Below are 21,477 nucleotides of genomic sequence, written 5' to 3'. Positions count from 1 at the left end.
TGTCATGGAAGCCCTCTTAACATCTACTGCTGTCGTTGCGCTCGCCGAGATTGGCGATAAGACCCAATTACTAGCAATTCTCCTCGCCACCCGCTTCAAGCAGCCGTTGCCAATTATCGCGGGCATATTTTTCGCGACGATCGCAAATCACTTTCTCGCCGCGTTGCTAGGATCCGAAGTCGCCTCATTCCTTGAAGGTCCATGGTTTCGATATGCAATTGCAGCTTCTTTTGTGGCCATGGCTGTATGGACGCTAGTTCCTGATAAGATTGATGACCTAGAAGATAAGCCTTCGCGTTTTGGTGCTTTCGCAACAGCAATGATTGCCTTCTTCCTAGTTGAAATGGGTGATAAAACACAAATCGCGACTGTGGCGTTGGGGGCTCGCTTTCATGAAGTTATCCCAGTTACCATAGGCACTACGCTTGGCATGATGATCGCGAATGTACCCGCCGTCTATTTGGGCCATGAATTGCTCGCGCGTGTTCCGCTCAAAATCGTTAGGTCAATTGCTGCTGCGCTCTTCTTGGCAATTGGTCTTTGGCTATTTGCTCAAACTTCAGGTTTGATCTGATAGTAAGTTGGGTGGTGGCGCTTGATCAAAAGCCTGAGGACCAGACGCCATTCACCCAACCAAGGTCAATGCGACTATTCTGACAAGTTCCACACAAGGGCAAACTTCCTGCCGTGCCGTTTACATTGTATCGGAGGTCACTACAATCGCTCTATACGCCCCATTGCACCGCAAACATAAAAGCCTAAGGGCAACGGGACATATCTTGTGGCTTTATGTGGCGACCGCTTGCAGAGCGTTGATTTTGACAACGGCCGCTTCCACTTCGGCATAAAGATCAACCTCAATATCTTGAGTATCAATCTCCACGATGAGTGCAAACCGGACGACGGGCTCGCCCAAATTTAGTTTCGCCTTCGACTTCCACCACCCAGCAACTGGGTGAACTGCCAAGAAATTGCGCCGAGCCAAATCAGATGCTCTGCATGTAAGCTGGTCTATATGAAGTGATCCAACATCCCGGCGAACACTTCCAAATTCCCAATTATCATCTTCCTCGACAATTGGATCCCCGTGGTCAAAGGCTCTACCAATACGCGACACGAATTGTCGCTCATTTTCCCCAGCCCTGTTCAACTTGAAGCGAAGATTATGGGAAGCATAGCGATATCGCGACCCGCGCGAGGCTTCTGCAGGATTTGGCGATATAAAGGAGCTGAGGGCAACCCTGAGAGTTACGTTTGAATTACCTAGGCCACGAAGTGTCTCAGTTGGCCAAGGCAGTTGAAAAATCTTCATTTCCTTATGGACATCATTGTCAGCTTCCGACAAACCATAGGGAATGATCGTGTCCTGTATGACCAGAGAAACTGCGTTGGACGCACTGCGCCGTGCTCTATCCAGATTTGGCACACCAAAGCCATAGCGATTGAAGAGTGGTGTATAGCTCGCCTTAGTTGGATTTGCTGGAAGATGGCTCCGCATTTGAGGTGTCCAACGGGCTGATGAAACATACAGCGCCCTAATCGTTTCAGGCCAGAGCGATGGATAGTCAGACCATAATTCCGAAATCTGCTTCGCCGCCAAAGCGGTTGCGGCACTCGTAGCGTTTGTGAGACTAAACGACAGCAATGGATATGAATGACGGGTCGTGAGCAACGAGAGCCAATGGTGCTCCATTGGTGGAGGCGCGTTGCCTACAGCCCAATTCCCGCCCTCCAAAACTATGTCTGGCTTTATTGGCCAAGTGGACGACCATGACGCTGTTCTAGAATTTGGTGACAAATCGCCCAACGGAGCGGCAGCAACTAGCCCTTGACCGGTTGGAAGGGCTGTCTTCTGCGTGAATGCACCAACGCTAATGACGTTCCACGCCTGAGCAGGAGATTCTAGTTCACTGTCCCGACTGTCACAGATGTCTAGGTAATTGCCAGCGCCGAACTTGAAATTATCCGTGTTACCGGCAGATACCAAAAACAGTCTAGAATTGCTATTCTCGCCGGAAGCGCCACAAGCGAGCTGATCAAGCTCGGAGGACCAAGAAGTGGGTGCGCCGTCATGGGGCGTATCATCGGAAGTAGTAACAGCCATCGCGAAAACGCGTCTCCGCTCGGTTGTTTCAACTACATCTACGGCCTGCCGCGTCCTGATGCCGAGCAAAAAATGAGGGTTAAAGCCAGCGTCTGGCAACAATTTTACTGACTCTAATCGATGCCCAACTCTGACAGCCTGCATTGATTGCAATGGAACACTTAAGTCTCCAAAAAGAGCGAGGCCTGCAAGTTCGGTTCCGTGTCCTTTAACGTCGTTCAACGACCAAGCAGGGTCGGCTGCATGTCGATCGCTAATAGCTAAAGCTGGTGCAATTAGTGGATGGGCACGAGAAACGCCAGTATCCAGAAGTGTGATGTACCCTCCATCAGGCTCGTCAACATATTCAGTCCGCTGGACTAGGTCCTGAACCCAATCAGTTTGCTCAACAACGTCCATGGAATCGAAGAAATCGACGGCGGAAGCCGGAGTTGCGAGTGCCCGTACGCCACCCAGCCTTCTAACTGCCAGAGCAATCTCATCATGTGTCGCATCACAAATCACAACTATGTCTTCGGGGAATTCGAGCCGATCAGGACCAATTGCCACACCATAATCAATAGCATTGGCGAAAAACTGCTCCGACGCTTCCGGATCCAGCCAGACTTCCCAGCTGATCTTGCCCTCGCCCACTGGAAACTTATCCTGCGGACTGCGCCAAAGCGCCCTCAATCCCGCCTCAGTAATCTCCGCTATACTCTGAATTAGGTTAGCATTTTTGGGGCGACCCTGAATAACTCGGCCGTCTTTGACGCGGTCCGGGGTGTTCTCAGACTCAAATTGTTCAACTTTCCTCCGCAGGTTTTCAACACCAGTGGCGGTAGCAAACAATGTAGCCCTTTCAATTCTCACGCCTGCTTGGGTCTCAATGTCTGCTCGCAACAATTCAATGCCGCTTGAACCAAGACTCTCCTTAGCAAGAGGCTCATTTGGGCGACCATTAACCTGAAGGTAAACACCAGGTAACTCTTGGGCCACAATCGGGGGAAGTTGGTCTAGTGCATGCAAAAGTGATCGTGCATGCCCTGTACGATCCAGCACATCACTAGGTGACTTGCCTCCGCCGCCGCTTTTAGCCTTAAACGGTTGCGCGCTTCCTAGATCGTTTAGCAGAAAGTGCTTTAAATTCCTTCGCATTCACACCTCTACCTATTCCCTGCAGCGACCGCCGGCGCTCTAATGAATTTATCAAATCAAGAGTCGTAATGTTGTCCCTGTCGCCGAGAACAGCTCGCCGCGCTGCGTCCTCGGCGGCAGCCACAACATCCGCAGTCGATAAGCCGACGGCGCAATTTGTCACGTTCGCCCAAGACAGGTTCCCATGAGAGAACCCAATTAGGCGACGTTCGATAGCCTGCCGGATCGATGCTGCATCAGGGAGTTCGTACGAAAGAACTAGGTCAAACCGCCTTAACACAGCCCGATCAAGTATTTCGGCGAGATTTGTCGTGGCAATTACAATGGATGGACCGGTATCTTCGTCTAAAAATTGCAAGAATGAGTTTAGCACCCGGCGTGCTTCGCCTACGTCATTCCCCTCACCTCTAGCCGCAGCCAAAGCGTCAATCTCATCGAACAGATAAACCCCGCGAGTTGTCTTTATGGCATCAAAAACCAACTTCAACTTCTGCGCGGTTTCACCCATAAATTTTGTAATGAGGCCATGTAGCATAACCGAAAAGAGTGGAAATTGCAGCTCGCCTGCGAGACAGTGAGCCGTCATCGTTTTGCCAGTACCAGGCGGACCGGACAACAAAACCCGCCTACGAGGCGTCAGACCCTTTTCCTCCAGCTTCTCCCTCATCCTTGTCTCAACTACTATTTGAGATAGCTCGTCTACAATGGAGGAAGGCAATATGACGCTGTTCAACCGCTCGCTGGGATAAGATGCGAACAAAAACTGAGCCAGATCTCCCCGAGGGGTGGCAATGGCTGTCAGGCTCGGCGTTCTCGAATTATCCCGCTTTGGTAGCTGCCCAGCGTTTGCCCACTGACGCAATTGCTCAGCCAAGCGGATATGTCCCTTCTGCTCCTCTGCAGCAGAAAGTTGCATTGCCAAATCGAAGAAGCGATCGGAGTCTCCCTCTGCGTGGCTTTTTACTAGGCCTATGAGTTGCTGTGCTGATGCCATTCGTAACATGTATCGTGAAATTGCTAACGATACACCCCCCAAATTGACCTCAATGTAAGCCACGATACGGCCCAAGGGTCAATGATTTTGCAAAGGAACTAGCAACAAGACTTGAAGGCTGACCTGAGGTCAGACCAACACACTTCTGTAAACAAGAGACTGTTGCAAAGAGCGAAACAGTTTCAACAGCGTCCCTAACGCATCCATTCGTGGATGATAGTGGCGCAACTGTGACCCAGCGCCCTGCTCAGTTGATTGGCTGCAAAATCTGACGTCAATCGCTCGCTCTACGCTCGCAATTCAAATCTGAGGCGCAAGTCATTCACTTGGCAGTTTTTCTGACATTTCTCTACAAATAGCTGCCATACCCTCAACATGTCGTCGGCTCGGCTTAAACACAGTCCGCCGCCCCCCATTCGCCTCCGATAGACAAGCGCTTAAAAATTCACTTTGGCGATCACTTGGGGCGCTAGATCTTGAGATTACTATCCAAAATTCAGTGCTGGGCTTACCTTCAAAGGCATCACAAAACTCAATTAGTGCAATTGAGTGCCGTCGAACAACAGCACTATTTCTTGATAGCTTCCGAGGGAAGACACCCACATTGTGCCTTTGTCGGGCTTCAATTCGACATTGACTGGCAAGATCTGAAGCCTGTGACGCAGACACAATGGTCTCATCTGTCTTTGGTGAAGTAAGTGGACTTGCCCAAGCTGAAAGTGGTCCCAACAGCATTGCCCAAATAGCACTATAAACGAGGATTTTTGACATTTTGATTTTCCCTTCGTGTGTGAAAGCAGACAAGAGCACAGCTCCTTTTGTTTTTCGCAGAAGCAAATTGAAACTCGCCAAACTGGTTTGTTCCAGCCACAGCGGTGCCCGAAGCGCGAGGGCACATGGAATATCGAGTTCCTGTTTCTTTTTATTGGCCATGGGAAGCCTGCGAACAATTCGTTCCGTCGCCTATTTCGATTTGCAGGGTGACATGGCTAAGACCGAATTTCTCGTCGAGTTCTTGCGCGAAAGTGGCAAGTGTTAGATCCCCAGGGTGACCTTCAGGCATGACAAGATGGGCCGAGAGAGCTGCTTGCGTGGTTGAAAGTGGCCAGACATGCAGATCATGAACCGAGGCCACCCCTGGGCGCGCCACAAGCCAATCCTTTACCTTCGTTAGATCTACGCCCGCAGGGCTTGCCCCCAGCGAGAGGCTGGATGAGGCCAAAAGCAAATGCCATGTCCCCGCAACCATGACAGCGACTATGACAAGACTGATCGCTGGATCGATCCAAGCCTGTCCAGTGAGCAAAATAGCCCCGCCGGCGAATATAACTGATAAGGAGACGAGACCGTCCCACAACATGTGGAGGAAGGCACCCTCAATATTGATGTCGGTCTTTCTGCCCCGCGCAAACAGCCAGGCCGTGCCGAGATTGATGACTACCCCAATGGCCGCGACCGCCATCACCAAGACACCGTTAGGTGGGATTGGATTAGCAAACCGTTGAACCGCCTCCCAACCAATGACGCCCGCCGCAATCAAAATGAGCAAGGCGTTGGCAAGAGACGCCAGAATGGTGGCCTGACCAAAGCCGAACGTAAAACGTCCCTTCGGCGGCAGTCGTCCCAGCGCTGTTGCGCCCCATGCCAGCAAGAGGCCCAAGACATCGGTCGCATTATGGCCAGCATCTGCAATGAGCGCGAGGGAATTAATCGAAACTCCTACGCCAAGCTCGACCAAGACGAAGCAGACATTGAGGCCAATCCCAAACGCGAAGGCCCCATCGTAGTTGGCAGGACCATGGGCATGGCCATGCGCACCGTGATTGTGACCAGCATGACTTTCATGGCTGTGATCGTCCCTCATCGCCTTGATCCCTTTACAAAGCCGAGCCATCGCGGAATTCGGGTAGCGTAAGCTTGATAAGCTTGGCTAAGGCTTTTCACCAAAACAGGTTCTTCAATGCGCACCTGCCAAATCGCGGCGATCCAAACACAAGCGGATAAGATGACCTGCACCGTGTCCAGCTGAAACATTGAAAGTCCAAGAAAGAGGATCATTTGCCCGACAAACACAGGATTGCGCGATAGCGCGAAAAATCCGCCGATTACGAGGGCTGCAAGTGTTGCTTCGACAGCACCAATCCGCCAAGATCCAGCCATTTGGAGCTGAGTTCCCACGGCGATGAAAGCACCAACCAACATGAAGCCCAGACCTAACCATGGAATCCATCCTAGGCTATTAGGCCAGTGTAGCCACAAATTTGGATAAAGGACCCCAACAAGACCCCAAGCACCGCTTCCGATAAAGCCGAACTTGAATAAAAGTGCTGTCCAACGTTGGGATCCCGCTGGCCTAGAAAAATAGTCAACGCCGCGTCCCGCGACCTGAGTTCCCCTCATTGTCAGAGCTAAAAAAGTCAGGAGATAAGCCCATGTTAAGGCTAATGCTATCGTCAAGACTGAATCGGTCATCATGGGCAAGAACTCTTATACTCGTGGCAGATCATGCGCCTGCACCCATTCTAGCGAGAAGCCAGATCGAGATGCCGTAAAGCATCGCTGTCATGGCCACGCCGCCAGAAAGAGCGAGAGGGAAACTGAAACCGGCACGGATCGCTGCTGGCACCGACAAAAACATGGGCAGCGAAGGCAGAACAAGCCAGAAGGTCGTATCCAGTTGTCGACCTACTAGGGCACTGTCGCGCGTTTCCCAATATACCCAGCAAGCAGATAAGATTGAGATAAGTGGTAAAGAGGCGAAGAATGCCGCCGCCAATGTGTTGCGTCGTCCAAGCTCGGATATGCTCGCAATCAACAATGCCGAAACGATAATTTTGAGGCCAAACATCATGCTATAGCTCCTTAGGCTGTTCACGCGCTTGGATCGCGCGCTGCGGCAGCACCGCAATCAAGATCAAAATAGCCACGCCAAGGAAAATCGACGCCATTGGACGACTAAAGTCGAAGCCACCCTGCGCTATGGGCTTATCAAGCAAGTCGCCTACCGCTGCGCCAAGCGGGCGAGTCAGAATGAAGGCTGCCCAGAACAAGACCACTTTGTTGGCGTTTGTGAAAAGGTGCAGGCCGACGAGAAACGCAAGTAAAGCAGAGAACACAAGTGCTGCTCCGCCATAACCAAGTCCCGCCGTATCAGCAGTCCAATCGCCTAATGCGGTTCCCAAGGTCTGGCTGGCGGTAATGGTAATCCAATAGAAAGTCTCGCCACGCGGTTCATGGACGTGATCGACGTTAACGCTGCCCATAACAAAGCGCCAAACAGTAAGACTAGCAATTACCATAGCCGCCAGTACAAGACTGCCTCCTGGATAACCAATCCCGATTGAACGGGTGGCGAAATCTGCCAAAGTTGTGCCAACCATGGTCGATGCGATGATCGTGCCCCAGTACAGCCAAGGCAGAAAACGTCGTGACTTGATTTGAGCGCTGGCAAGGGTGACAAAGAGAACAAGAAAGCCAAAAGTCGCAGACAAATAGCCGAGGCCAAGTGTCATACTCGCTGTATCGCCGCCGGTTTCGCCAAGCGTCGTTGCAAGTATCTTGATCACCCAAAATCCGAAAGTTACAGCGGGCACCTTCCCGAATGAGGACGTTTGAGTAGTTACTTCGATCTTACTCATATTTCATTCCTTTTTGTGCCGCCTGCGACCAGAATTAAAAGTACGAACTAGTTCGCGACCACCAACGTAAACGGCGCGGTAATCACCTTGCCGCCGATCTTTACTTGCACGAACACACGGTGCGGTCCGGCAACGCTTGGGTGCAATTCAAAAGCTAAGGCAGGCCCGCCGCGTGCCGTCGCATCCTTGGGTTCTGCGCCTTCAGGATGACCATGCACCATCGTCGTGCCATCGGCCGAGAAGCCAACCAAATGGGCATAGGCCCCCATGAGCGGCTCTAACGAGGCAAGCGGAGCCCCGGTTCCGTCCGCAACTGTCAGAGTGGCTGGCGTGTGTGCGTCAGCCGTGAGCGCGCCGCCAAGCGACAGGGTTAGGTTATAGCCGTCGACCTTGGTGGAAAGTGTTTGGATCGCTGCAACCTCTGGACCTTTTTCTGCGCCTACATTGAGGGTGACTGAAGGCGTTTGGTTATGAGCATCTGCATCGTTATGGCCTCCTTCATCATGATCTTTGCCTGCTTTGTCATGACTGTGGCCTTCATCACCATGGCCACTTTTGCCGTGATCATGGGCGTGCCCGGCTTGCTCTTTGCCTGCGGGCTTAAAATCCGCCCAAACGCGATATTGACGGGCATATTTCGGGGTAAAGCTGAACGTCCACTGTCCGGGCTGCGCTCCTGGCTCACCATGGACATGGGTATAATCTTCAAGTGCGCTATCCACGATCATGACATGGACTTTGTGCTCGTGCTGGGTCGCGATGGCATCGGGGCCTAGGGGTTTGCCATCCGCGCCTGTTAGGGTCAAAGTCAGGCGCACAGCCTGGCCCGGTACGGGAGTTGAAGCCGCCGCAACAGACATGGTTGGCTGACCCTTGGTTTCACTTACGGAGCTCGCCGCTGCCAAGACATCAGGCTTGGGCTCTGCTTTGTCTGCTCCGCCGCCGCCACAAGCAGCCAGCAATGCCAAAGCACAGATTCCAGCGGTTAGTTTTACTGTCTGTTTCATTAGAACGTCTCCTTTAGTTGCCCATCTTTTTGGGCCAAGACCAATTGTTCAAGCGGCTTTTTCCCGAACAATTTGAACAAAATGGGTGTGACAAGCGCATCCAGCAGGGTTGCAGAAATAAGCCCTCCGAAGATGGTTACTGCTACAGGATGCAAGATCTCTTTTCCGGGTTCGCCTGCCCCAATTATAAGCGGGATGAGAGCGAGGCCTGCGGATAGGGCCGTCATGAGAACAGGCGTCAGGCGCTCTAACGTGCCGCGGATTATCATGGCATCGCCAAATGTCTCGCCCTCATAGACAACCAGATTGAGATAATGGCTAATCTTGAGGATGCCATTGCGCGCGGCAATCCCGGTTAGCGCAACAAAGCCGATGAGACTTGCAACAGAGAGCGGTAGGCCAAAGAGCCAAAGCGCGATGACCGAGCCGATCATCGCCATTGGCACACCCCCCATCACAATCATGGCCAGCGCGATCGACCGGTATCGGCTGTATAACAAGGCGAAGATGAGGGTGAAGGACACCAGTGTCAGCCCCCCGATGGTCGCGGTGGCTTCAGCTTGTGCCTCAAACTGCCCTTCAAGTGCGTAAAAGCCACCCGTTGGCGCAGGCACAGCCTCCATTGTGGCACGGATCTCTTTTGTTATTGCCGAAAGATTCGCACCTGGTGCCAGATTGGCTTGCACGACGATCCGCCGCTTGCCGTTTTCCCGATTGATCTGGTTCGGACCATCGGTTTCACGCACCGTCGCGATTTGGGAGAGCGGAATTGCCCCGCTCGGCGTCTCGATCAAAAGCTCTGACAAGGCTTGGGTTGTGCGAGCACCTTCTGGCAAGCGGATCACAACGTCAAAACGGCGTACCCCATCAATGATCCTAGAGACCGTTTGACCGCCCGACAAAGCTTCTACAGCGCGCGTCACTTCAGCGGGGTTGGCCCCATAAAGGGCAGCGCGTTGATAATCGACGATCACTTCAAGCTGCGGCACACGCACGATCTTCTCGACCCGGACATCAACCAAGCCTTCAATGCCAACCATCCGCGCCTGCAAGGCGTCTGCGGCATTGCGGGCTGCATCCATGTCTTCGCCATAGACTTTGACCGCGATGGGCGCGTTGACGCCGGACAGCATATGATCAATCCGGTGTGCCAACGGCCCACCCACGCCAAAGCTTCCCGGCAAGGGTGCAAGCGCTTTACGGATTCTGGCTGCAACTTCATCACGTTCTTTGGCTGATAGCCCAGGGTTCAAGCGAACGTCAATTTCATTAGAATGAATGCCATCTGTATGCTCATCCAACTCAGCCCGGCCCGTCCTGCGACTAACACTTTTCACCCCATCGATTTCCTTGATCAGTCGCTCTGCCGTTGCACCCATGCGGGCACTATCGGCAAGGCTAATGCCGGGCTGTAAGGTCAAACCAACAAGAAGGGTGTTCTCATTGAAGGTTGGCAGGAAAGCACGCGGCAACATCAATGCGCCGCCAATGGCAACAAGCCCGGCCAATGTCGCCCCAACTAGGATAGGCCTTACATGCTGGAACCCCCATTCGAGCAGGCTTTGATTGGCACGCTTTAGACGCACAACCAGCCAGCTATCATGCTCCGCAGGCAACGCCTTCACTTTTGGCAACAAATAGTAGCACAAAACGGGTGTAAGTGTGATCGACACCAGCAAGCTCGCAAGGATCGAAACCACATATGCCATGCCCAAGGGTTGAAACAGCCGCCCCTCAATTCCCGACAAGAAGAATAAAGGCAAAAACACCAGAATGATGATGATCGTCGCATAAACAATGCCCGAGCGGACCTCCCCCGTAGCACGCGCGATAACGGTCATTGTTGGTAAAGGTTGTGGCAGGGCGCGGTTTTCTTTGAGGCGCCGGTAGACATTTTCTACCCCCACGACGGCATCATCAACCAGTTCACCGACCGCGATGGCTAAGCCCCCCAAGGTCATGGTGTTGATAGACAGCCCGAAGGCAGAAAACACCAAGGCCGTGATCAGGATCGACATCGGCAGCGCCGCTAGACTGATCGCTGTTGTGCGAACATTGAGTAGGAATAAAAACAAGATCACCGCAACCACGAGACCGGCTTCAATGATCACCTTCTGCAAAGTACCCAACGAGGCTTCGATGAAGTCCGCCTGACGCATTTGAACCTGTGTTGCGGTCACCCCCTTGGGCAGGGTCTTGTTTAACTCAGTCAGCGCCGCCTCGACGCTCTTGGTGACGACCACGGTATCGGCACCTGGTTGCTTTTGAATGCCGATGATAACGGCAGGCTTGCCAGCAAAGCCCGCATCACCCCTCCGGAACCGCGCCGCAAACTCAACTTCAGCCACTTGGTCCAGTCGAACCACCCCGCCACTGCGCGTAGTAACCGCAATGGAGCCGAGGTCCTCAACCCGTGTGGTACGCGATAATGCGCGCACGACAAATTCGCGCCCGCCCTGATCAATAAAGCCGCCACCTGCATTTGAGGCAAAACCCTGCGCGGCGCGTTCGATCGCATCCAAACTGACACCCAATTGACCCATACGGGCTGCGTTAGGCGAAATACGGAATTGTCGCACTTGCCCGCCAATTGGGATCACTTGGGCGACACCTGGAATGGTCAGTAAGCGTGGTCGGATCTGGAAGTCTGCCACTTCGCGAGCGGCCATGGGGTCAGCGTCGCCATAAGGAATGGCTACCAGCAAAATCTCGCCCATGATGGAGGTAACCGGGCCCATTTGCGGGGCATGATCGAGATCCGCCATTGTTTCTTTTGCTAAGGCAAGCCGCTCGGAAACCTGCTGGCGCGCCCGGAAAATTTCTGCATCCCAGCCAAACTCAACATAAACCATCGAGAGGCCAACACCGGTCACCGATCTCACGCGAGACACACCTGGAATGCCACTCATAGCGTTCTCCAGTGGCTGGGTAATTTGGGCTTCGACTTCGGGCGGGGCCATCCCGCCTGCTTCGGTCATAATCGTAACCGTTGGCTTGTTGAGATCGGGCAAGACGTCGACCGGCAGTCGCATGGTGGCGAGGATGCCAAATAGGATAAGTGCGAGCGATGCGAACAGCACCAGCACGCGATTGCGGAGTGAGGTAGCGACAAGGAAATCAAACATGGCTCACCGCACCTGTTCAAGCAGTGGCGCGCCCGTGGTCGCAACGCGTGTGCCGGCCTTTATGCCGGATGTGGCGACGACCCGGTCTGCATCCAAGTCAGTCACCGTAACCGGGGTTGGCTGAAACTGCTCTGCGGCTTGTTTCAAAAAGACCATGGTCTGGCCATTCGTACCCTTCACCACAGCATCACGCGGCAGAGCCACACCTGCGGTTTGTTCGCTTCCTGCTATGAACACCATCACAGGCTCACCCACCCGCAGATTGCTTGGGCCATCTATTCTGAAGCGGAGCGGAGCAGCACCATCGACCATCGCCAAGCCTTCGCCTTGGCGGAGGAGCAGAAGACTTCGTCCGTCACTGGTGCGGGCGGAGCCTGTTGCCGCCAAGGGAATAGACTTGCCTGATGGTGCACGTGCCTCCACGAGCAATTGGTCTGGGTTGGTGATGGTGAAGACGGTTTGGCCGGGATTGATCACTTGGCCCTGCGCGACAGAGACAGCGCTGATCACGCCAGAGACCGGCGCACGAAGCACCTCCGCATTTGAGCCCGCTTGGCGTAGGCGGCTCGCCTCAGTGCGTGCCGTGCGCAGACGGGCAGCGGCTTGGGCTTTTGCGAGATTTAGCCGCGCGGCAGCGGCATCCACTGCCGTTCTGGCTTCAGCAATCTCGCGGTTAGGTACAACCCCTTCAAGCCGGGTTAAGCGATCCAAACGACTGCGCGCTTGGGCCAGTTCGGCGGCTTCTGCCGCAAACCCGCTTGGGCCGGCGGAGAGCTCTGCTTCGGCGAGTGCTGTTTCAGCCGCGCCACGTGCCGTAATCAAGGAGACATCCGCATCCAATGCAGGGCTGACAAGGGCAAGAACTTGTCCCTTCACAACTCTTTGGCCAAGGGCTGGCAATTGGCCTGAGACACGGCCGACACTGCTCGCTTGCACCACACCAGAGCCATTCGGGTCTGCAATCACCACCCCGTTTAATTGCAATGCAGAACCCTCTGCCGAATTTCCAGCCAGAATGGTTCGAAGCCCGATCAAGCGCTGCATCGGTTTCGGCGCGACGATATCGCCATCTGCAAGACGCATGGCTCGATTATCCGGCACATCACCTGCCACGTCGGTATGGCCTTCATCACCATGACCAGGACCAGCTACGACCTCGCTCGGCGTTCCAGTCACTAATGTCCAGCTGCCAGCCAGCAATCCAAAGGCAACAAGGGCCAACCCCGCTCGTTTGCGGCGCACCAAAAATAAAGCACCGCCCGCAACACCCAAAAGAAGTGCTGCACCGCCGAACATCAGGCCAAGCGGCAGGCCTTCCTCAGCATGAGCGTGCCCTGCACTATCATCGATTACTAGGGATGCGCCCAAAAGTGCAGGCTCCCCCGCACCGCGCAATGAGATTGTCACAGGATAAGTGCCTGGCGTGTCATGCTCTGGGAAAGGAAGCACATAGGTGCCATCGACGTCAGCTTTTGCGAGAGCTTTACGGGGCCCAATCGTTAGATTTACCGATGGACCTTCGATCGGTGCATTGGTCGCCCAGTCATCGACCCAAAGACGCAAGTTTTCCCCATCAAGGCGTCCAACGACTTCAAATCGGTCCGAGACCGCCTCAAAGCGAGGGGAAGTCGGTGCCGCAACCGATGCTGTGGCCGCTTCGGTGCCATGGTCATGGCCCGGACCTGCCCATAGCGGGACAGGCAAGGTGATCGCTGTCATTAGCCCGAGGGCAGACAAGCGGCTTTTAAGGCTTCTTGGGTTGATCATGATGTTTGGTCCTGAGGGAGCAGGCCTTGCGCCTGATTGAAAGAGGAGATTGCGGCCTCTACGGCCACACGAGCTTGCGCGGCAGCAAGTGAAGCTTCTGAAGCCGCAGCCCGGGCACGTAAGAGCTCTAAGAAGGGGAGTTCGCCTTCGCGCCAGCCACGCTCGGTAAGGGCTAGGGCTTCGATACTGATAGCCCGGCGTGCTTCTTGGGCCTTAAGGCTCGCGCGCGCGGCTGTGAGATTGGCAATTGCTTGCTCCTGCAAGGTTTCAAGCGAGAAACGGACCGCTGCGGCCTTTGAACGCGCCGCAGTTGCTTCGGCTTCAAGACTGGCTGCTTCTGCCCCTGCCGACGGGTCGCGTCCTAAAGCTCGTGAAAGCTTTAGGCCAGTTGAAGTCCGTGTGTCCAAGCCGCGCCCATCGCGCTCAGACCGCAAATCAAGCCCCACGCGCCAAGCTGGCTCAGCCTTTAGCCGGGCAAAGCGGGCTTGGCGGGCAAGTTGGTCAGCTTCTGCCAAAGCCACCCGCACGAGCGGGTGATCATCGATTTGCGCCGCGCCCACAGTCTCTGCAGTCAGTTGGGCTGGAACAAAGCCTACCAAGCCAGTCATCTGAGCGCGGGCCTGCCTTTCCCGACCCATGGCCTGTGCCAAATCTTGCTCGCTCATTGCCAGTGCTGCCTCGGCTTGCAGAAGATCAAGACGTGCCTGCTCCCCTGCGGCTTCCAAGCGCTTGGTATTAGCAACTAAAGTTTGGGCAAATTCTACTTGCTCGAGGCCAACGCGAACGTCAGCAACCGCTCCGGCCAACTCCCACCAAGCCGTGCGCAATTCACCAGCTAGTTCGAGGCGAGCCACGTCAAGTTCGGCCCCAGCACGGGCTGCCAAGGCATCCGCCTCACCGCGCAATGCTTCGCGCTCGCCCCGTCGCCACAGAGCGGCACTGATCCCGCCCTCAACTTCAAAATAACCTGTGCCGGAACCAATTTGATCTTGCCGTGCACTTGCATCAGCTTCTGGCGGCCCAGCAAACCGACGGGCCGAGAGAGCGCGGCGCGCATCGGCTGATCCACGCAGCGCAACAGCGTCCGCATCTGCCGCGCGACGTGCGACAGCCGCATCAAGAAGCGTTGACCAGCGCGTTGGCATGGCTTCATTCGCGCCACTGATTTCTTGTGCTTGTGCGGCACCTGTCACCGCAAGGGGCGTCATAACTGCAAAGGCGAGAGACAAGGGCGCAAAGACAGACTTCCGCCGTCGGCGCTCATAGTTTTGGGAATTCATTAAATGGGTCTCCTGATCACGATCCGTGGACCCAGCGGACAAGATGTCTGCTAGGCAATAGTCGGATGGATCAGGCTCGCGGCGGTCGTTTCAGGCCGTAAAGGCGATGAGGCAAATCAAAGGGTGCTTCGGCGTCAGGCTTTAGTGAAACAACCCAAAGCTCAACCTTTGAAATTTGCGTGTCGGCAGCGCTCAGTGTCGCATTGGAATGGGCCAAGCAGCAGCCACCACAATGACCGCTTTGCGACTTTTCTTCGGTTGGCTTCGGCATCTTCTCGCAGAAGTCTGCGGCCTCAACAGTAGCGCTCACGTGATCGACTTCCACTGAAGAGCAGGGAGGATTGCTCTCGCAGGTCGCCCGCCAACTAGCCGCACTCGTCGCGACTGGCGCAAAGGCCATCGTCAACGCGAGGAAAAAAGCAAACAGGGCGCGAGTCAGCTGCATGTCACATAAATATACCGGAGGGGGGTATATGGCAAGCCTCGAATTTTCCCTAGTCGATCGATTTCGTCAGCGCTTGCATGAGGTCGCCCAAAAGTTTGCGTTGTGCATCAGCGTCGCCAGCTGCAATCGCGCCTTCGATGCAACTTTCCATATGTCGCTTCAGAACTTCCGCTTCCACCTTCGTCAGCGCCGCACGCGCTGCTTGGACTTGGGTGACCACATCCATACAGTCACGATCTTCTTCCAACATTTTCTGTATGCCACGCACCTGCCCTTCAATACGGCGAAGGCGGGTAAGCAGTGCGGCTGGGTCTTTATGCGTATGGGCCATGAGACCTATGTTGGCCTAAAGGCACCGAGATTCAAAGGTGTTTTTCTGCTGCGGACCTAGATTTCGCTTCGGTCTAGGGACCTGAGTCAGCGATGTCCGCTTTCGGGTTCAGTTGAGTTGGCCGTTATTGGCCAGGTTTGGCGCAAAGCAGACCTAGCATAAGAGGCACTCCGCCGTCGGCGCTCAAATTCTAGCACCACTGACTCAAGTCAGGACAGGCTTGCCTCGCGGGATAACAGATAGCGCTTGGCTACCGCCTCGACGACGTCTGTGCCCGCATCAAGCCGCAAGTGTGCATAGCGCTCGGTTGTTTGAGGTTTTGTGTGCCCAAGAAGCTTACCGATTATCGCGAGGCTTGCACCATCTGCCACGGCCCAAGAGGCGAGTGTGTGCCGCAATGTGTGCAACGATGCGTCGCGGACCCCAGCATGGGCGACCACCCTATTCCAAGCACGCTTGGGCGGCTCCATAGGTCCGGACAGGTCTGCCTTTGGGAAAACCCAAGCACAACGCTTCTCAATGTGACGCAAAATCTCAGCGCCAGCTCCGGGTAATGGGATGGCTTTAGAGCGGGATCCGCCACCACTTTTGTGCCGCAAAGGCGGAAGCAATAAGATCCCTCGAGATAGGTCTACTTCGCGCCACTTTAACTCGACGATTTCGCTGCGACGTGCACCAGTTAAGGCAAGCAACCGAAAGCAATTTGCTGCTTGGCTACTTATGCCATCGGCTTCTTCGAGGGCAGTTATTGCATTCCAGATCGCCCCAGCCTCACGTTCGTCCAAGTATCGCTCTTTCCCAGCCAATTGGAGACGTCGGACGCGCGTTGCAGGATTATCTGCGCGCAATCCGCGGCGAACACTCCAAGCGAGCATTGCCGCCAACGTCTCGGTTGAGCGGGCAGCCGCCCCTCGCCCACCACGAACCCTTGCCAAGCCTCGTGTACGCGTTTTCTCGGTTGTAGCGGTCCTCCCGGCCATCACGGCTTGTTGCCACTCTGATATGTCGTCAGCGGTAATTGCTCTCAGCAATTTGCTCCCTAGGAGCGGGATTGCGTGACGCTCCAAGTTCCCTCGGTCCAACTTCCATGAAGACTCGCGCTTGTCTGGCTTTTCTCTCGGGCCCTCAGCCAGATAGAGCACGACTGCCTCCTTAAATGTGAGTGCCGCTTTGTCCTCTTCCCGTTGCCCTGATTTTCGCGTTTGGGGGTCGAGACCCCGTGCCACGTCTCCAGCCAAAATGGTAGCGAATTCTAAAGCTTCATCGGTTGTAAGGGTGCCATAATCGCCGATGACGTAAAGTTTGTCCCTTCCTTCGAAACGATAGCGATACTCAAATGTCTTGCGACCTGTTGAGCGGACGCGCAGGCGGAGACCTTCCAATCGACCGTCTCGAACAACAAAAGCTCGACTTGAAACGGGCAAAATGGCATCAATGACACGTTTTGTGAGACGAGTTTCGGCAAGTTCCGTCATATCTTCATACCTTTAGAGGCCATTTTGGGTCCGTGTATGGTCCGTGGCAGGGAGAAAATCATGGCATAATCTTGCGAACCATTGCAAGCTAAAATTTGATCAACTATCTGTATTTATTTGGAAAATACTAACTATGACAAGCTCTGAAAAGCCCTGAAAAACCGTCTGGATACGTTGACATCGTAGGGGTCACAGGTTCAATCCCTGTCGCGCCCACCATTAAATCAAAGACATTGGTGAGTTACAATTGCGGTGACGCAATTGCCTCGTGTATCAACCAGCGACACCATAGCGGCCCGCATGGATCGCAATTGTGGGGGGCAGCCCAATTGTATCAAATGCGTTTTGGATCGCCATAAGGTCGGTCCAGAACGCCAGATGTTCACTCTGTGTGTGGCTTTCGAGGGCCTTGGCGCTCAACACAAATGGGAAGATATGCACGTCTACCTTTGTTTGTCCGGCCCGATGGGCGGCACTTACCAGTGTCCAAATGTCCTCGATAACAGGGTCAGTCATCGCCAAACAGCCAACACTCTCGCAGCGTCCATGGATCATAATAAAGCTACCGGTTCGACCAACGGCCTGATCGAACGCGTTAGGATAACCCACATTCATGGAGAGATGATAGGAGGAGGCATTATTCATCGCCTCAGGGGTCACACCATAGACGCCCTCAGGGACTTGTTTGTCGCCTTCGGCCTTTTTGGGGCCCAATACACCTGAGGCGGCACAAATTGGCCAATTGGCGAATTCGACAAACCTGCCCGCGCCGCCCGGCTGCACATAAAGGTGCAATCGCTTTTCTTGCTTAAACGCCCGGATGAAAACGGGGTCGCCTAGGCTGGCACCTAGGGCCCTAAGGCGTGCGGTAACCATTGGGGTGGCCCGCTCAACGGCCACAGCCGCCCGTTGCGGCCCGGGTAATTCCAAGCGCTGATCGCTGCAGGCAGCTGCCAAGGCGGGTAAAGCCAATACGGGAACAAAGATGGTTTTGCGTCGCGTAATCATGGCCTAACCTTAGCCCCTCCAGACTAACCAGACCAGAGGCCTTACGAGCGCTCTGGTGGGCCGACCATCTGGCGCCCCACTTCATAAAGAAAATGGCCCAAGCATCTCTGCCTGGGCCAAGTTGGTACGCACGTTGACTTCTTGGTTTGTTTTAGCGGAACAGCGACAACGCCGATTGCGAAGAAGTATTGGCAATCGACAAAGCCTGCACGCCTAATTGTTGCTTGGTTTGCAAGGCTTGCAGCTTCGCGCTTTCCTTTGAGAGGTCGGCGTCAGCAATGGAACCGATGCCATTGTTCAGAGCATCCTGCAGCTTACCGATGAAGGTCTTGTGCACTTCCAAGCGCTTTGCGCCTGCACCCCAAGTCGCCAATTGGGTGCCCAAATTGGTGATAGACGCATTGACGAGACCCAAAGCGGTGGCCGCATTGGTTGCACTGTCGACAACGGAGGTAGCAGTCACGGTAACCGTTGCACCACCCAAAGCTAAGCTTGCGCCGTTGACTGTAATGGTGTTGCCACCGGCAGAATCGCCCAAGGCCACCGCGTTGTTTGGTGTGCCGCCGATCATATTGGCCCCGTCAAACGAAGCATTGGCAACAATGCTGGTGACTTGGTCGCGTAATTGCGCAAAGTCTGCAGCCAAAGCTGCTTGAGCGGAAGCCGAAAGGCCTGCTTGCGAGGCTGCAAGCGCCTTACCCTTCATTTCATTGAGCAGTTCCATGATGCTTTCGCCGGCTGCAATGCCAGTATCAAGAATGGAAGCTGCCCGGTCGGTCGATTCACGCACCCGGTCGTAAGCGCCAACATCGGAGGTCATTTTATTGGCAATTGCCCAAATCGCGCCATTATCTTTGGCTGACGCGACCTTTAAGCCAGTCGAAATCGCATTCTGTGTTTTCGCCAGGTCTGAATTGGTTTTATTCAATGTTTGCAGTGCCACCATGGCACCTTGATTGGTGTTAACGCTGAGCATTTCTAGCCCTTTTCCTACTAGGTACTCCCCCACTACGAGCGGGGCGCGCTCGCTGTGAACGCCCAGTAACATTACCGTTGAGTTCTGAATGGTTCATTGAAAAACATGGTTAATATTACCTGAGAGTCACACAAAAATATGATTATCTGTGGTATTTGTCAGTAAAAAGGCATCAAGCAATAACCAGAGTGATGAAATACTGTTCTTACAAGATATTTTGGAAATTCTCTGAGTTTTTATACGCTACCTGAAAATGATTTCGTGTTTACCTTTTTTCTCAAAACTTGATGGTGCAAGTCCAATGCTACTTATCAGTTTTCCCTCGCCATGAGAAACATTTGAATAGAGGCAAAGAACGCAACAATTAAGCCCCCGAAAGCCTCGGCCCTCGAACGGCTAAGCTTGACGAGGGCCGCAGTTGCCGTGCCGCGCCGCTCGAACAGCACAAACAAACCACCTCCCCGAAAACACCGACAACTTGTCTTGAATTGAGACGAAAAGCGAAATAATTGCAAAATTCTTCATTAACTAATTTGTCGATAACAGGGCAATAATAGTTTTGATGAATATAATATTAAATAAACATTCTTGAACTGATCTGAAAATTCAAGGATTTCCGATCAGTTACTTGTGCCTTATTTTGCCTTATTTCGCCCACATCATGAATTGGCCCCTAGATTGCTCCCCTATCCTCAGAAGCCACACAGGGTTTGAGCTTCAATTCAGTGGGAGTACATTATGAAGAAGGCAGCAATCATCTCGGCAATCGCACTGGTCACCTCGATCGGCGGTCAAGCATTTGCCCAACAAGCCATCAACGTTTCTCAGTTCATGAACAGCAACATTTCAGCAACCACCGTGGGTATTGCCCATGACGTTTGCTGCAACGTGGGCTTCTCGGCTCTTGCAGGCGCAAACTTAGCTGAAGTCACCGGCACTGCTTCCAGCGTCTCTTGGAACAATGACCAACGATTCCGTGGCGATGCCACAGCAATCACCGTTGGTCAGGTCGGTAACATCGGTGGCAATGTCGCTTTGGACTCCGCTGCCTTTGCAAACAATGCTACGGGCTCGTTCGCCGGTGCACATGAAGTCAGCATCAATAGCGTCCAGCAAAACTGGATCGACCCAACTGCCTATACCACTGCCAATGTCTTCAATATCGGCGGCAATGTCAGCGCAACGGCCCAAGCCAATGGCAACGTCCTGAACGCTGCCGCACCAAACGCAGCGACGTTCAACGTCTCGGCGCAACAATATGGTGGCGCAGCCATGAATGGCAGTGTGAACCTCACCGCACAGAACATCACAGGCGACGTGACCGGCATCACCCGCGGCTTTGGTAACTCGATGACCTTGTCGGCTGGCGGCAACATGAACATCGTTGGTCAGCAAACCATGGTTGCTCCGATCAACACCACCACCTTTATCAGCGCAAACAATGTTGGCGGTTCGGTGATTGGTTCGTCGACCTCGCTCGGCAACGTGTTCAGCGTTGGCAATCGCTAAACGTCAAGGCTAACAACCAGCTCAGAGGTCAGGATCCGTATTCGGTTCCTGGCCTTTTGTCTCTCAAACCTTCTGTCGCTGTGCTTGAAACCTTGAAGTGGCCGATCATAAATTTTGTCGGTCAACCCAGTCTTAGTCAAGCAAAGCAGAATGACTGGCAACAAGTCCATAAATTGATCAACTGGCGTTGTCGGCAAAAATACAAGTCAACACATTTCATTATTCATGAATTGTCCACGATTTATTGGTTAAGTTGAACTTGTAAGGGGCATCTCAGCACAGGCAGGTTACGAAGAGAAACCGGCTCAAAATGAAACAATGACGAATTATCGCCTGAGAGGGGAAAGCCCGTTTGAGGCGAAATGGTTCGCCAAACACGAGAATGGACCGGAATCGAGGGGGCGAAGGCCAGTTTTGGTTGGCGCCGTGATTGCAAACCCGATTGCAGTGTTCGTCCTAAAGGAGCGAAGAAAATGAAGGAAGCTCATCCAACTAGCCCAGTGAAGCTTGACGTGAAGCTTGACGTGAAGCTTGATCGCTCTCGCTTTGCCCGCGCCGCTTTTGGATTGTCGGCTGCAACTTTGAGCGTCGCTGCGATGCTTGCTGCTATGCCAGCCCATGCGCAAAGCCGTGCCGGCTATGCCAATGAATTCAGCCGTCCCTATGGCACCAATCCCGGCG

19 protein-coding genes are annotated in these 21,477 nt (G+C 53.9%); 3 read left to right on the top strand and 16 right to left on the bottom strand.

What is annotated here, in order from left to right; genetic code table 11:
* The first annotated feature begins 4 nt into the window (after positions 1 to 4).
* Positions 5 to 574: a TMEM165/GDT1 family protein gene (locus CFE35_RS18530; RefSeq protein WP_292932896.1), complete on the top strand. Its 570-nt coding sequence runs from the start codon at positions 5 to 7 to the stop codon at positions 572 to 574.
* 213 nt (positions 575 to 787) lie between these two features.
* Here CFE35_RS18530 and CFE35_RS18525 read toward each other — a convergent pair whose 3' ends face one another.
* The 16 genes from CFE35_RS18525 to CFE35_RS18450 form a co-directional block, all read right to left on the bottom strand.
* Positions 788 to 3,082 (bottom strand): S8 family peptidase, encoded by a 2,295-nt coding sequence (locus CFE35_RS18525; protein WP_292932895.1) that lies wholly within the window; start codon positions 3,080 to 3,082, stop codon positions 788 to 790.
* Positions 3,083 to 3,182: 100 nt separating this feature from the next.
* Positions 3,183 to 4,310: an ATP-binding protein gene (locus CFE35_RS18520; protein WP_292932893.1), complete on the bottom strand. Its 1,128-nt coding sequence runs from the start codon at positions 4,308 to 4,310 to the stop codon at positions 3,183 to 3,185.
* A gap of 243 nt (positions 4,311 to 4,553) precedes the next feature.
* Entirely contained in the window at positions 4,554 to 5,168 is a 615-nt protein-coding gene (locus tag CFE35_RS18515; RefSeq protein WP_292932891.1) for a hypothetical protein, read from the bottom strand.
* Entirely contained in the window at positions 5,158 to 6,099 is a 942-nt protein-coding gene (locus tag CFE35_RS18510) for a cation diffusion facilitator family transporter (protein WP_292932889.1), read from the bottom strand. The genes CFE35_RS18515 and CFE35_RS18510 overlap by 11 nt, the downstream gene beginning before the upstream one ends.
* Positions 6,096 to 6,707, bottom strand: coding sequence for a methyltransferase (locus CFE35_RS18505; protein WP_292932888.1), 612 nt, complete (start codon positions 6,705 to 6,707; stop codon positions 6,096 to 6,098). Before CFE35_RS18505 ends, CFE35_RS18510 begins: the two co-directional genes overlap by 4 nt.
* Positions 6,708 to 6,738: 31 nt before the next feature.
* Positions 6,739 to 7,086 (bottom strand): DUF3147 family protein, encoded by a 348-nt coding sequence (locus CFE35_RS18500; protein ID WP_292932886.1) that lies wholly within the window; start codon positions 7,084 to 7,086, stop codon positions 6,739 to 6,741.
* 1 nt (position 7,087) lies between these two features.
* Positions 7,088 to 7,873: a hypothetical protein gene (locus tag CFE35_RS18495; RefSeq protein ID WP_292932884.1), complete on the bottom strand. Its 786-nt coding sequence runs from the start codon at positions 7,871 to 7,873 to the stop codon at positions 7,088 to 7,090.
* Between the two features lie 47 nt (positions 7,874 to 7,920).
* Positions 7,921 to 8,880 (bottom strand): hypothetical protein, encoded by a 960-nt coding sequence (locus CFE35_RS18490; RefSeq protein ID WP_292932882.1) that lies wholly within the window; start codon positions 8,878 to 8,880, stop codon positions 7,921 to 7,923.
* Entirely contained in the window at positions 8,880 to 12,005 is a 3,126-nt protein-coding gene (locus CFE35_RS18485) for an efflux RND transporter permease subunit (RefSeq protein ID WP_292932880.1), read from the bottom strand. The genes CFE35_RS18490 and CFE35_RS18485 overlap by 1 nt, the downstream gene beginning before the upstream one ends.
* Before the next feature lie 3 nt (positions 12,006 to 12,008).
* Entirely contained in the window at positions 12,009 to 13,724 is a 1,716-nt protein-coding gene (locus tag CFE35_RS18480) for an HlyD family efflux transporter periplasmic adaptor subunit (RefSeq protein ID WP_292932878.1), read from the bottom strand.
* A 44-nt stretch (positions 13,725 to 13,768) separates the two neighbouring features.
* Positions 13,769 to 15,052 (bottom strand): TolC family protein, encoded by a 1,284-nt coding sequence (locus CFE35_RS18475; protein WP_292932876.1) that lies wholly within the window; start codon positions 15,050 to 15,052, stop codon positions 13,769 to 13,771.
* 70 nt (positions 15,053 to 15,122) lie between these two features.
* Positions 15,123 to 15,497, bottom strand: coding sequence for a hypothetical protein (locus CFE35_RS18470; protein ID WP_292932874.1), 375 nt, complete (start codon positions 15,495 to 15,497; stop codon positions 15,123 to 15,125).
* A 49-nt stretch (positions 15,498 to 15,546) separates the two neighbouring features.
* The gene (locus tag CFE35_RS18465) at positions 15,547 to 15,828 is read right to left on the bottom strand and encodes a metal-sensitive transcriptional regulator (protein WP_292932872.1); all 282 of its coding nucleotides are present in this window, start codon (positions 15,826 to 15,828) and stop codon (positions 15,547 to 15,549) included.
* 209 nt (positions 15,829 to 16,037) lie between these two features.
* The gene (locus CFE35_RS18460; protein ID WP_292932870.1) at positions 16,038 to 17,303 is read right to left on the bottom strand and encodes a site-specific integrase; all 1,266 of its coding nucleotides are present in this window, start codon (positions 17,301 to 17,303) and stop codon (positions 16,038 to 16,040) included.
* Between the two features lie 273 nt (positions 17,304 to 17,576).
* The gene (locus CFE35_RS18455) at positions 17,577 to 18,311 is read right to left on the bottom strand and encodes a L,D-transpeptidase family protein (protein WP_292932868.1); all 735 of its coding nucleotides are present in this window, start codon (positions 18,309 to 18,311) and stop codon (positions 17,577 to 17,579) included.
* Between the two features lie 151 nt (positions 18,312 to 18,462).
* Positions 18,463 to 19,287 (bottom strand): flagellin, encoded by an 825-nt coding sequence (locus tag CFE35_RS18450; RefSeq protein ID WP_292932866.1) that lies wholly within the window; start codon positions 19,285 to 19,287, stop codon positions 18,463 to 18,465.
* Positions 19,288 to 20,025: 738 nt separating this feature from the next.
* Between CFE35_RS18450 and CFE35_RS18445 the strand changes: the two genes are divergently transcribed.
* Positions 20,026 to 20,796: a hypothetical protein gene (locus CFE35_RS18445; protein WP_292932864.1), complete on the top strand. Its 771-nt coding sequence runs from the start codon at positions 20,026 to 20,028 to the stop codon at positions 20,794 to 20,796.
* Between the two features lie 473 nt (positions 20,797 to 21,269).
* A partial coding sequence (locus tag CFE35_RS18440; RefSeq protein ID WP_292932862.1) for a hypothetical protein occupies positions 21,270 to 21,477 on the top strand: 208 nt, incomplete at its 3' end.

Source organism: Novosphingobium sp. PASSN1 (assembly GCF_002278815.1).
This window is presented reverse-complemented; position numbering and strand designations above follow the sequence as displayed.